Origin of the sequence: Mucilaginibacter sp. AK015 (assembly GCF_014200785.1) — a bacterium.
Taxonomy (GTDB): domain Bacteria; phylum Bacteroidota; class Bacteroidia; order Sphingobacteriales; family Sphingobacteriaceae; genus Mucilaginibacter.
In genome coordinates, this window is sequence record NZ_JACHCV010000003.1 from 207950 (window position 1) to 221207 (window position 13258).

The 13258-nt window shown below is 44.0% G+C and carries 11 protein-coding genes; 3 read left to right on the plus strand and 8 right to left on the minus strand.

Features of this window, described 5'->3' with window-relative positions; translation table 11 throughout:
• Window positions 1–261 precede the first annotated feature (261 nt).
• Window positions 262–2094: a DEAD/DEAH box helicase gene (locus HDC91_RS13175; RefSeq protein ID WP_183552901.1), complete on the plus strand. Its 1833-nt coding sequence runs from the start codon at window positions 262–264 to the stop codon at window positions 2092–2094.
• Window positions 2095–2203: 109 nt separating this feature from the next.
• On the opposite strand, the gene HDC91_RS13180 is transcribed toward HDC91_RS13175, so the two are convergent.
• The 5 genes from HDC91_RS13180 to HDC91_RS13200 form a co-directional block, all read right to left on the minus strand.
• On the minus strand, window positions 2204–2524 hold the full coding sequence (locus HDC91_RS13180; RefSeq protein ID WP_183552903.1) for a hypothetical protein: 321 nt from the start codon (window positions 2522–2524) through the stop codon (window positions 2204–2206).
• A gap of 58 nt (window positions 2525–2582) precedes the next feature.
• The gene (locus HDC91_RS13185; RefSeq protein ID WP_221262185.1) at window positions 2583–2927 is read right to left on the minus strand and encodes a hypothetical protein; all 345 of its coding nucleotides are present in this window, start codon (window positions 2925–2927) and stop codon (window positions 2583–2585) included.
• A gap of 31 nt (window positions 2928–2958) precedes the next feature.
• Complete coding sequence (locus HDC91_RS13190) at window positions 2959–3966, minus strand: NAD(P)H-dependent glycerol-3-phosphate dehydrogenase (protein WP_183552905.1); 1008 nt, start codon at window positions 3964–3966, stop codon at window positions 2959–2961.
• 218 nt (window positions 3967–4184) lie between these two features.
• Window positions 4185–5525, minus strand: coding sequence for an efflux RND transporter periplasmic adaptor subunit (locus HDC91_RS13195; RefSeq protein WP_183552907.1), 1341 nt, complete (start codon window positions 5523–5525; stop codon window positions 4185–4187).
• Window positions 5526–5547: 22 nt separating this feature from the next.
• Window positions 5548–6987: a TolC family protein gene (locus HDC91_RS13200; protein WP_183552909.1), complete on the minus strand. Its 1440-nt coding sequence runs from the start codon at window positions 6985–6987 to the stop codon at window positions 5548–5550.
• Between the two features lie 85 nt (window positions 6988–7072).
• Between HDC91_RS13200 and HDC91_RS13205 the strand changes: the two genes are divergently transcribed.
• Together HDC91_RS13205 and HDC91_RS13210 are read left to right on the plus strand one after the other, a co-directional pair.
• Window positions 7073–7723 (plus strand): polysaccharide deacetylase family protein, encoded by a 651-nt coding sequence (locus HDC91_RS13205; RefSeq protein ID WP_183552911.1) that lies wholly within the window; start codon window positions 7073–7075, stop codon window positions 7721–7723.
• Window positions 7724–8069: 346 nt separating this feature from the next.
• A complete protein-coding gene (locus tag HDC91_RS13210; protein ID WP_183552913.1) occupies window positions 8070–10337 on the plus strand; it encodes an aconitate hydratase in 2268 nt (755 codons plus the stop codon).
• A 335-nt stretch (window positions 10338–10672) separates the two neighbouring features.
• Here HDC91_RS13210 and recA read toward each other — a convergent pair whose 3' ends face one another.
• The 3 genes from recA to HDC91_RS13225 all read right to left on the minus strand — a co-directional run bounded on the left by recA (window position 10673) and on the right by HDC91_RS13225 (window position 12964).
• The gene (gene recA / locus HDC91_RS13215) at window positions 10673–11680 is read right to left on the minus strand and encodes a recombinase RecA (protein ID WP_162430589.1); all 1008 of its coding nucleotides are present in this window, start codon (window positions 11678–11680) and stop codon (window positions 10673–10675) included.
• 114 nt (window positions 11681–11794) lie between these two features.
• Window positions 11795–12556, minus strand: coding sequence for an endonuclease III (nth, locus tag HDC91_RS13220; protein WP_183552915.1), 762 nt, complete (start codon window positions 12554–12556; stop codon window positions 11795–11797).
• Window positions 12557–12766: 210 nt separating this feature from the next.
• Window positions 12767–12964 (minus strand): hypothetical protein, encoded by a 198-nt coding sequence (locus tag HDC91_RS13225; RefSeq protein ID WP_162430587.1) that lies wholly within the window; start codon window positions 12962–12964, stop codon window positions 12767–12769.
• Between the last annotated feature and the right edge of the window lie 294 nt (window positions 12965–13258).

The following is a 13258-nucleotide window of genomic DNA, read 5'->3' on the forward strand; positions in this document are numbered from 1 at the left end:
CCGTGCCTCAAATAAACCAATATCATTTTACTCCACTGTAACGCCACCCTTTTTATTGCGCGCTAAACACGGGATATGTACTGCTTACACTAACACGTCAGCCATCGTCGTAAAAACTTATTGATTTTAAGACAATTACGATAAAACACCGTCAAACTTTAGGTTCTATTAGAAATTAAAAAATCAGTATTTGAATTGTAAATTATTAGTTGTACTTTTGCACCCGATTTGGCGATGTAGCCAAATACGTTATTTTAATTCATGAACCCATTTATTCAACTGGGAATCCGTCATGATATTGTTAATGCCATCACTGAGTTAGGATTTGAAAATCCTACACCAATCCAGGAACAGTCAATTCCGGTATTGTTAACAGGCAGCAACGATTTTGTCGGATTAGCCCAAACAGGGACCGGTAAAACAGCTGCTTTTGGACTGCCGCTATTAGAACTGCTCGATTTCGAAGAAAATCATCCGCAGGCGCTTGTTTTATGCCCAACACGTGAACTTTGTTTACAGATCACGAACGACATTAAGAACTACGCCAAAAAAATGAACAACGTACATGTTGTTGCCGTTTATGGCGGTGCCAGCATCCAGGATCAGTTACGCCAGATAAAACGCGGCGTGCAGATAGTTGTTGCCACACCCGGCCGTATGCTCGACATTATTAACCGCAAAGCGATAGACTTTTCGCAGGTTAAGTTTGTAGTATTGGACGAGGCTGATGAGATGCTCAATATGGGCTTCCAGGAAGACATTGACAGTATCTTATCTACCACTCCGGACGAGAAAAAAACATGGCTGTTTTCGGCCACTATGCCTTCTGAAGTTAGAAGGATAGCCAAAAAATACATGGATAACCCGTTTGAGTTAACCATGGGCGAAAAAAATACAGGTAACGCCAATATCGATCACGAGTACTACGTTGTACGTGCCCGTGACAAATATGCGGCCTTTAAACGCATTGTTGATAACAACCCCGAGATATTTGGTATAGTATTTTGCCGTACCAAGATAGAAACTCAGGAAATTGCAGAATCGCTGATAAAAGACGGTTATAATGCCGATGCTTTACACGGCGACCTTTCGCAGCAGCAACGAGACAAGGTAATGAAACGCTACCGCGAACGCAGCCTGCAATTGTTAATTGCTACCGATGTTGCAGCGCGTGGTATTGATGTTAATGATGTTACACACGTTATTAACTACTCGTTGCCTGATGAGATTGAAAACTACACCCACCGCAGCGGCCGTACAGCCCGTGCAGGTAAAACAGGTGTATCTATCGCCATCATCAACAGTAAGGAACTTGGTAAAATTCGCCAGATTGAACGTGTTATTGGTAAAAAGTTTGTAAAAGCCGAAATACCTACAGGTTTTGATGTTTGCGAAAAACAACTTTTTGCATTGGTGCATAAAGTGCACAATGTAACGGTTAATGACGACCAGATAGAGCAATACATCCCGCGTATTATGGATGAGTTTAAAGACCTTGATAAAGAAGAGGTGATTAAACGTTTTGCATCACTTGAGTTTAACCGCTTTTTAGATTATTATAAAAATGCACCAGACCTTAACGCTCCGGCTGATGATTTCCGCAGGGATGGCGAAAGAGGCGAACGCGGCATGCGCGATTCAGGTGGCAAGTCAGAATATACCCGTTTGTTTATCAATTTGGGCAGTGTTGACGAGTTTAACCGCGGCGATCTGCTGGGTTACATTTGCAACAACACCAAAATAAGCGGGCGCACCGTAGGTAAAATTGATGTTAAGGGTGTTTACTCTTTCTTTGAGGTAAACAACAGCGATGTTGACCAGGTGATGAACAACTTTAAAGGCGTCGAGTTTAAGGGCCGCGAGGTTAGGATAGAAGTATCCGGCGAAGGCTCCAGCAGCCCTAGAAGCGGTGGCGACAGGCGCGAAGGCGGTTACCAAAGACGCGAAGGCGGCGGCGGTTACAACCGGGATAGAAATAGTGGTGGCGGACGCCGCGAAGGTGGTTTTAACAGGGACAGGAACAGCGGCGGCGGTTTCCGTGATTTCTCTGGAAGGCCCCGCGAGGAGCGCCCGGAACGCCGCAGAAGATTTTAGTTAGTTAGTTAGTTTCATAGAGCTTTCGGAGTAGTTAACCGAAAGCATAGTTTTAGTTTAGTTTTGTTTACAGAGCCTCTCGTTTGTTTTCATACGGGAGGTTTTTGTTTTACCGGCTAAAGTTCACCACCACAGAGTCGGGGTAAAGCAAGATCAGGTTGCTTTCATCAACTTTTTGTATAACAAATTTTGTATAAGGCTGGTTGCCTTCAAAAGAAGTGAAAATGGTGTCTCCTTTTACAAAATAATCCTCGGCGCTTTGCTCGTCGCCATCCATAATAAATTTTTTACCGGTTATTTTAAGACTGGTGTTGGCATCCTTTGATTTCCAGGTGCCCTGCAGCATGGTGTTCGATTGCTTTTTTTCGCAGGCGGTTATCAGCAATGCCACCGCGAAAAAAATATACGATATTAAAATGTATTTTTTCATTAAGTGCATAAGGTAATAAAAAACGCAGCCGTTAGCTAACGGCTGCGTTTAAATAATATTAGTGGGCAGGTTTATCAACCAGTTTTGCTTTTGGCACATAAATATGGTGCCCCTTTTTATTTACGTAATAATAGTACGAATTTTTATCAATGTAAATGGTTTGGCCCTGTGGGCCTACCTTTGCATCATATTTTTTATCTGCTACGGCCGATGCCCCTTTTGAAGCCACTTCGGCGGTTTTGTTGCCTACGGCATTCGCTGCTTTCTTGGTGGCATGCCATCCCTTTTTAGCGGTGGTGCCAACCTTTTGGCCCAGTGTAGTATCTTTATGTGTTTGCGCATAACCTGCCGATGCAGCAAACATTGCCGCGGCAAACATGGTGGTTTTAAATAGCTTTTTCATCTGCAAAAAATTTTGTTAGTAACTGCAGTAATTAACTCAATTTCTCTGCCAGTTTCTGCATTTCAATAAAAGGTGGGCTTTTCTTGTACAAAATAGCGTAAACGGCCTCGCAAATAGGCATTTCAACCATATATTGCTTATTTACCTGGTGTAGGCAATTTACTGCATAATAACCTTCGGCTATCATGTTCATTTCTAACTGAGCCGATTTTACGGTGTAACCCTTCCCTACCATATTGCCAAAGGTGCGGTTGCGGCTAAACTGCGAGTATGCAGTTACCAGCAGATCGCCCAGGTAAGCCGATTCTTTGATATCTCTGTCTATAGGGTGTACCGCGTTCACAAAGCGTTCCAGTTCGCGTATGGCGTTTGATATCAATACCGACTGGAAGTTATCGCCATACCCTACGCCATGGCAAATACCGCTTGCGACAGCGTAGATGTTTTTTAATACCGCTCCATACTCGGTGCCATAAATATCGTCAGATACAATTGTTTTAATATAACGTGTGTTCAGCATACCGGCAAACTCAGCGGCAAGGCCGGTATCCTGCGACGCGATGGTAAGGTAGGATAGTTTCTCAAGGGCTACCTCTTCGGCATGGCACGGGCCACTGATCACAAGGAAATGGCTAAACGGCACTTCGTAATGTTCGTTTAAAAATTCGCCTATAATTTTATTCTCGTCGGGCACTATACCTTTAATTGCCGATACTACCTTTTTCCCTTTTAGATCGGCGGCGGTGATACTCCGCAGGGCCTCTTTCAGAAAGGCAGCAGGAACGTTTAAAAGTACAAAATCTGCAACCTGTATTATTGCCCTTAGATCGGTAGAAATATGTTGCGCGGGCACCCGTATTTCCACTGAACTTAGATAGTTTGGGTTATGCCCGAATTTATGAATGTGCGCTACAGCTTCACCGTTGCGCATCCACCAAAAAATTTCTTTTTCAATTGCGTTATCGGTAAGCATCTTGATATTAGCGGTGGCCCAGCTTCCGCCACCCACCACGGCAATTTTGTTTTTTTGCTTAAGCATTAAATAGTAAATGTCCCGGCCGGGCAATTGGTTTTCCCGGTGGTACAAATTAATGAAATATTATTTGGATGGTAAAAGGCAAATGCCGGAAGGTAAAAAACCTTGTCACCTGATTGTTTTGGGGATGATGTGATAATCGCCCCGGGGTAACCATGCAAACAAAAAAGGACAAAGGTCTTTCGCCCTTTGTCCTTTGTCTAAAAATGTCTATCTAAAAATTACTTCTTAGCGTCGGTATTAAAAAGTTTAGCTTTATCAACCTTTTCTACCAGCATACCATCTTTTAATGTTTTAGATATAGCTGCGAATGGTGCTGATACCACATCTTCGCCACCTTTAAGGCCGCTTAATATTTGTATATAAGTGTCGTCCTGTATACCGGTAGTTACCTCAACTTGTTTAACCTTATTACCCTGCAAAACAAATACATATTCTTTTGACGGGGCTGCGGAGATAGTGGTTTTCTTGTCGTCGTTCTGTGTATTGCCTTGTGTAGCAGCCGGTTTCTTTTCGTCGCGGGTGGTAACCGATTGAATAGGCACCGATAACGCTTTTACGTGGTTGGTTTGTATATCAACGGTGGCGGTCAACCCCGGGCGGAACGGCGAATGGTTCTCGGCATTTTTCTTCAGCAGGTCTATATAAGATTGCGCTGTTATCCTCACCTTCACGGTAAAATTAGTAACCTGGTCGGCGTTGGTACCTACCACATTTGCCGAGCTCCCTATTTCAATAACCTCACCTGTAAATTTCTTTCCTAAAAACGCGTCGACCTCTATCTGCGATTGATTGCCAATAGCTATGCGGTTAATGTCATTCTCGTTCACATCTACATTCACATCCATTTTGCTCAGGTCAGATATGGTCATGATCTCGGTACCGGCAAACTGTTGGGTACCTAATACACGCTCGCCCTGCTCAATAGATAGTTTCGATACCACGCCATCAACCGGCGCGTAAATGGTGGTTTTGGCCAGGTTATCCTGCGCTTCTTTTACAGATGCCTGCGCCTGCTCTAAGCCAAATTTAGATCCCACAACGTTTTGCCTTGCGGCCTCTAATGATGCCTTTGCGCCTTCGTAATTTGCTTTGGCCTGTTCAAACTCTGCAACAGTTAAAACCTTTTTATCAAAAAGTTCCTTACTGCGTTTGTATATTGATGCCTGGTTAGCAAAGGTAGCCTCGGATTGTTTAAGCATCTGCGAAGAGTTGCCAACGCTTGCCTTTTGGGTATTGTACGAAGCCACGGCACGATCATAACCCGACTTTAAAATGTCCGGACGAATACGGCATAACAATTGGCCTTTTTTCACTACGTCGCCTTCTTTAATAGGCAACTCCACTACCTCGCCCGATACCTCTGGGCTGATTTTAACCTCCACATGCGGTTTAATTTTACCGCTTGCGGATACAGTTTCGTTAATATCGCGGCTCTCTGCTTTTTCAACAGCCACCTGCGTTAGTTGCGGCTTACCTATAATACCGGTTGCTTTGCCAATGATCAGGAGCACGATCAGTACGCCAAGGCTTATCAGAATATATTTAGTAGTTTTTCCCATGATTTCAGGATTGTTTGTGTTTTTAAAGTGTTATAGGATTTCCGAGATAATAGTCAATTACTTTGCTTCTGAACACAACTTCGTATTGTGCCTGTATCAAATCAAATTGCGATTTATTCAAATTAGTAAGCGATGTATTATAGTCAAGCGAGTTTACCAGGCCAACATTGTAGCGCTCTTGTATCACGTTAAAGGCTTCCTTGTTGGCATTGTAAGTTTGCAGCATAGACAGGCGTTTCTTTTCGGCGGCCTGTACATCCAATACTGCCTGTATAATGGTTTTGCTTAAATTATTTTTTGCCAACTGGGTAGATACCTGGGCATTTTCGTAATTGATCTTGGCCTTACGTACTGCGGTACGTGTAAAAAACCGGTTAAATATAGGTATCTGCAAGTTAAAGCCAACCGACTGATTAAGGTTATTACTCAATTGTGTTGCAAATGAAGTAGTACCGCCAAACACCGGGGTTGTTGTAGGCAGGTCTATGGTGGTAGGTACGCCGTTTATATTTCCGTTAACCGTATTAAAACCCTGCACCGTGCCTAACAGCGCTTTGCTGGTGCTGCTATATTGCGTTACTACCGAACCTGACAAACTTAAGGTTGGATAATAGCCGCCTTTGGCAATTTTTATAGCCTGTAAATATGCTTTCTCGCGGGTTTGCGCAAGCACTACATCCGGGTTTATGGCAAGCGCTGTGTTTAAAACATTTTGCGGATCGTAAGCGGTAGCTACACTAAGCTTGCTAATATCGGGTTTTTCAACTTCTATCGGTGTTAGCGGGTCCATCTCCATGTATTGCTTCAATATCAGCAGCGATAAATCCAGCTGATTTTGCGCGGTTGTTAAATTAAGTTCCGCGGTTGATTGCTGGGCCTTTGCCTGGGATAGGTCGGCAAGGGTTTGGTTTCCTGCATCATAACTTTTCTGCGCCCGGTCTAACGCTATTTTCGAGATATCTATTTGTTGTTTAGCCGCGGTTACAAGGTCCTGATTTGTTAAAATGGTTAAATACTGTGTAACAACACTCAATATCAGGTCGTTTTTTATCTTCGCGGTGTTTGATTTATCAGCATCAAGCAACAAACGGTTCTGGATGATTTGGTTACGCAACTGCCCGCCCTGAAAAACTGTTACCTGTGCCGATGCGGAATTGGTATTGTAAAAAAAGCTGCCGTTATTAATGGCCAGGTTAGTTTGGTCGGTAGCACGGCCAAAATTGTACGATCCCTGCGAATTAACAAACAGGTTTGGCAACAAATTATTTTTAGCCTGCCTGTAATCTTCGGTGCTTAGCGCTTCGGTAAGTTTAGCTTGTTTTATAGTTAAGTTGCGATCAAGGGCAAGGTCAATGGCTTTTTGCAGGGTGATAACTTCTTGTGCTTTTACAGTTAAGTTAACTGTTGAAAGTAATGTGAAGCAAGCAATAGTTACTTTTGTGATCTGTAAGTTTAGTTTCATAATTAATGTATACAATTGTAAGTAACTGGTAATTACTTTGCAAGCTCTATTTTTTGGTTAATATTAAACCCCTTTACGTTTTCGCATGTACCTGGTAAAAACTCCGTGGTGGTTAAAAAAACTGTATCCTCAATTAATATGGGGTGCCAAAACGGGTACCCGTCGTATTTATTTGACTTTTGACGACGGCCCTATACCCATTGTTACACCTTTTGTATTAAATATTTTAAAAAGGTACAATGCCAAAGCCACTTTTTTTTGCATTGGTGATAATGTGCGCAAACATCCCGACATTTTTATGCAGGTAAAAAACGATGGCCATGCCATAGGAAATCATACCTATAATCACCTTAAAGGGTGGGCTACTGATAACCAAATATATTTAGAAAATTTTTTGCAGGCTGATAAGATATTAAACACCCCTTTGTTTCGCCCGCCGTACGGTCGTATAAAACGCAGGCAAATAAGTTTATTGAAACAGGCCCGCCCGGATCTGCAGATAGTAATGTGGGACGTACTGAGCGGCGACTTTGATATGAGCCTTAAGCCTGAAGAAGCTTTACAAAATGTGCTGAAGAATGTGCAGGATGGATCAATAGTGCTTTTTCACGATAGTTTAAAAGCGTTCCAAAGGCTGGAGCACACATTGCCCCTGGCACTGGAGCACTGGAGTAAAGCAGGCTATACGTTCGCACCCCTGCCTTCCACTTCAGCCCCTAACCCGGAAAGTTTTTGATAAACCGCCCCAGATAACCTCTGTCAGAGCGCACAATGTGGATGTTTATGGCTGTAAGCGAAGCAATGGCTCCAGAACAAATTCAATTTGCCCGTGTTATCAATACCTGCGTGCTTAATGACATCATAGGTGAGTGAAGCCCTAATAACCGCGCTTTTTAGAACGTGTTAAGGGGACTGATCACTTCCGCCTTATAGTTAACAGGCGGCAGAAATATTATTTAGAACATATCCAAATAACAATTGTACAAAGCCCTGACTGTTAATAAACTTTATATTTTGTAAATTCGCCGCAAGTCAGCCGTCTGGCAGATTTGAATATCTTTTACTACTAAAAATCAAACAATATGGCTTTTGATTTAGACATGATCAAAAAGGTTTATGATCGCTACAGCACCCGTGTGGATGCTGCCCGCAGAGCGACAGGTAAGCCCCTTACTTTAACCGAGAAAATATTATATGCCCACCTTAGTGAAGGTGATGCTAAAAGAGCTTTTGAACGTGGTACCGACTATGTTGACTTTGCACCCGATCGCGTGGCTATGCAGGATGCTACCGCGCAAATGGCATTGTTGCAGTTTATGCAGGCTGGCCGCCCCCAGGTTGCAGTACCCTCAACCGTACACTGCGACCACCTGATACAGGCAAAAGTTGGCGCCGTTGCCGATTTAAATACTGCGGTTGATATTAACCGCGAAGTTTACGACTTCCTGTCATCTGTATCTGATAAATACGGTATCGGTTTCTGGAAAGCCGGCGCCGGTATCATCCACCAGGTTGTTTTAGAGAACTACGCGTTCCCGGGCGGTATGATGATAGGCACCGATAGCCACACCCCTAACGCGGGTGGTTTGGGTATGGTTGCTATTGGTGTTGGTGGCGCCGACGCCTGCGATGTAATGGCCGGTTTGCCATGGGAGCTAAAATTCCCTAAGTTGCTGGGTGTTAAATTAACCGGTAAACTTTCCGGCTGGACATCTGCTAAAGATGTTATCCTGCGCGTTGCGGGTATCCTTACCGTAAAAGGCGGTACAGGTTTTATCGTTGAGTATTTTGGCGAAGGTGCCCGTTCTATGTCGGCCACCGGTAAAGCCACAATTTGTAATATGGGTGCCGAAATTGGCGCTACTACATCTATTTTTGGTTACGATAATAAAGCCGCAGATTACTTACGCGGTACCAAACGCGGTGATATCGCCGATATGGCCGACACTATAGCGCAGCACCTAACCGGCGACGATGAAGTTTACGCAAATCCTGAACAATATTTTGACCAGGTTATCGAAATAAACCTGAGCGAACTGGAGCCGCATGTAAACGGCCCGTTCACCCCGGACCTGGCATGGCCTATATCAAAATTTGCGCAAGCGGTTAAGGAAAACAACTGGCCTGCAATTTTAGAAGTGGGCCTGATAGGTTCATGTACCAACTCGTCATATGAGGATATTACCCGCTCGGCTTCTATCGCCCAGCAGGCTATTGATAAAGAGCTGGTAACCAAAGCTGAATTTACCATTACCCCCGGCTCGGAGCAGGTACGTTACACCGTTGAGCGCGATGGTTATTTAGATACCTTCGCTAAAATGGGCGGCGTAGTATTAGCCAACGCTTGCGGGCCATGTATTGGCCAGTGGGCACGCCACACCGACGACCCAACCCGCAAAAACTCGATCATCACATCGTTTAACCGTAACTTTGCTAAACGCCAGGATGGTAACCCTAATACTCACGCCTTTGTGGCGTCGCCAGAGATTGTTACGGCATTTGCAATTGCCGGCGATCTTACCTTTAATCCGCTTACCGATACCCTGCCGAACAAAAACGGCGAACAGGTAAAATTAGACGAGCCGCAAGGTATTGAAATGCCCGTACGCGGTTACGCTGTTGAGGATGCCGGTTACCAGGCACCTGCAGAAGATGGCAGCCAGGTAGAAGTAAAGGTTGACCCACGCTCATCGCGCTTACAGTTGTTAGAGCCTTTTACCCCCTGGGAAGGGACCGATATCAGCGGCTTAAGGTTATTAATAAAAGCCCGGGGCAAGTGTACTACCGACCATATTTCGATGGCAGGCCCGTGGTTGAAGTTCCGCGGCCATTTGGATAACATATCAAACAATATGCTTATCGGCGCTATCAACTATTTTAACAACACTGCCGATAGCGTTAAAAACCAACTGACCGGCGAATACGGACCAGTACCTGCCACCCAACGCGACTACAAAGCGGCCGGTATAGGAACTGTGGTGGTAGGCGACGAAAACTATGGCGAAGGCTCATCGCGCGAACACGCTGCTATGGAGCCGCGGCACTTAGGTGTACGTGCCATACTGGTAAAATCATTTGCCCGTATCCACGAAACCAACCTTAAAAAACAAGGTATGTTAGGTATTACCTTTGCCGACCCTAACGATTACGAAAAGATACAAGAGGACGATGTTATTGATATTACCGGCTTAACCACCTTTGCCCCGGGTAAACAGTTAACTGTAGTATTGCACCATGCAAACGGCACAACAGAAAGCTTCCCGGTTAACCACACTTATAATGCACAGCAAATAGAGTGGTTTAAGGCCGGCGGCGCGCTGAATATCATCCGCAGGCAAATGGCATCCTAATTTAGATTTGCGAATTAGATTTTAGATTGAGCCTTCCCGATTGGGAAGGCTTTTTGCATATCTGTCCCGCTATAAAAGAGTTGACTTGTGTTATGAGGACGATGTAAAAAAACGAACCTTAATTTATAATGGCTAACCAATTAAGCTGGTTAAACAAGAGTTTAGAGCTGGAGTTTCCCCGGCGAACTACGCTGCATTATTGCCGCGGTACGTCGAAGCTGATCCGCATAAAAATGGCTGATTAGCGCGAGCGTTAAGTTTAAAACCGAAAGGTATTATACTAAAACAGCCTCCCCGTTTGGGAAGGCTGCTCATGATATACTCAGATACTATCTTTAAGCTTCTGTTAAACTTTCACCGGTTACCGTTTCCTTTATTTTCGCTTCCAGTTCTTCCGCTAATTCCGGGTTATCCAATATCAGTTGTTTAACGGCATCGCGGCCCTGGCCTAAACGGGTTTCGCCATAGCTGAACCATGAACCTGCCTTTTTAATGATATTGTATTCAACACCCAGGTCAATGATCTCGCCTGCTTTTGAGATGCCTTCGCCAAACATGATGTCAAATTCGGCAATGCGGAACGGAGGCGCGACTTTGTTTTTAACGATCTTAACCTTAACGCGGTTACCCGACACCTCGTCGGTATCTTTAATTTGCGATATACGGCGAACATCCAAACGCACCGAAGCGTAAAACTTTAAAGCGTTACCACCGGTAGTAGTTTCAGGATTACCAAACATAACGCCGATCTTATCGCGCAGCTGGTTAATAAATATACAGCAACAGCCGGTTTTGCTGATGGTACCGGTTAGCTTACGTAATGCCTGCGACATTAAGCGCGCATGTAGGCCCATTTTAGAATCGCCCATTTCGCCTTCTATCTCGGCTTTTGGCACTAATGCGGCTACAGAGTCGATAACCAATATATCAATAGCGCCCGAGCGGATCAGGTTATCGGCGATCTCTAAAGCCTGTTCGCCATTATCCGGCTGCGATATCAAAAGGTTCTCAACATCAACACCCAGTTTTTTTGCATAAAAGCGATCGAACGCGTGCTCCGCATCAATAAAGGCGGCAATGCCCCCCCTTTTTTGCGATTCGGCTATAGCGTGTATGGCTAAGGTTGTTTTACCAGACGACTCAGGGCCGTATATTTCTATTACCCGGCCTTTTGGCAAGCCGCCTACCCCTAAAGCGATATCAAGCCCCAGCGAGCCGGTAGATATTGCTTCTGTTGCTTCAATAGCGGTATCACCCATTTTCATGATGGTACCCTTGCCATACGACTTTTCCAGCTTATCTAACGTAAGCTGTAATGCTTTCAATTTATCTGCGTTGCTCATCTTAAATTATTGTGAAACAAATATAAAATATTATTTATTAAATTACTAATATTTTTAGTAATTTATTTTTATTTGTCTGGTCCTCTGTAAACTTACTTAACCAACGCCTATCCATCAAATATCTTTATCAACACTTCGCTTTATCAATTCTTTGCTTATGCCATTTAGTAGTTTTCTTTTTTTGGCGTCATTTGCCTTCCTGATCCGGGCAGCCTCGGCCTTTAAGAGTGCCGTTTCAGAATTTAGCTGTTCGTAGTATTTGCAAAACCAGGAGAGGGGGCAAATTTCGCATTTCGGCGTACGGGCCACGCATATATAACGGCCATGCAATATTAGCCAATGGTGGGCCACGCCAAGAGTTTCTTTTGGTAAGTGCTGCATCAGCTGCCGCTCTACGGCCAGCGGGGTAGTTGCCCGGTTGGTAAGCCCAATACGGTTAGCTACCCTAAACACATGCGTATCAACCGCAATGGCAGGTGCATCAAACACTACCGATGCAATTACATTGGCGGTTTTGCGGCCAACGCCCGGCAGCTGTTGCAACTCATCCAGCCCTGATGGTATTTCGCCGCCGAATTTCTCCATCAGCATTTTAGCCATCCCGGCCAGGTGTTTGGCCTTATTGTTTGGATAGCTTACGCTGCGTATATAGTTGAATATCTCGTCGGCATCAGCTGCGGCCAGCGCGGCGGCATCAGGGAAGCGTTTAAACAGCGCCGGTGTAACCTGGTTAATGCGCTTATCGGTACATTGGGCAGATAGGATAACCGCTACAAGCAGTTCGTAAGGGCTGGTGTAATGCAGCTCGGTAACCGCGTTGGGCTGGTTCTTTGAAAAGTATTCTACAAAGTGGCGGTATCGTTCGGCTTTGAGCATTTGTTAGTTCACTGGTTCATTAGTTCAATTGTTCATCGGTGCTTGCTTAAGCGGCCAATCAGCAGTGCAAAACTATTAAACTATCCACCAATAAACTAATGAACCATTAAACAAATGAACCCTTATAAAAATAGAAAGGTTCATAAATCAAGCTGCCGGGGATTATCCGAACTGTTTGATCTATGAACCAGTGTTTTGGCGTAGTACTACTTAGCGCAGGCTTTTTGAATAATCTAAAATGTGGTGTATGGTCTGCAGCTTTGGCTTTTTCTTTAAAAGATCCAAATCAGCGCGGAGGGAGTTATAAAATATCACCTCGTCCGCTTCCAGATTCTCATATACCTCTGATTGTTTCACCTGAGCTTTGTTAGTGACCGCATTAAAAATTGAAGTAAAGGTTTCACCCATAAGCTGTTGTTTGTTTGATTATAAAATTAACGAGAATTATTTATTAATATTTCACAAAGATGAAAATTAAATGAAATTTTTTTTGAAGGTTAATTTTTTGTCCATTATCATGGTTCAAATTAAGAATATTAACTATTTCAATGGAAATTCATCGCAAATTAAACGGTGGTACGTTCGGCTTATTGTTGTAATATCATAAAAAAAGCCGCCCTTATGGGGCAGCTTTATAACAATGATATCTACCGGCATATTATATGCGCGGCTAACTCTTCAATTGATTAAATGATTATAGCG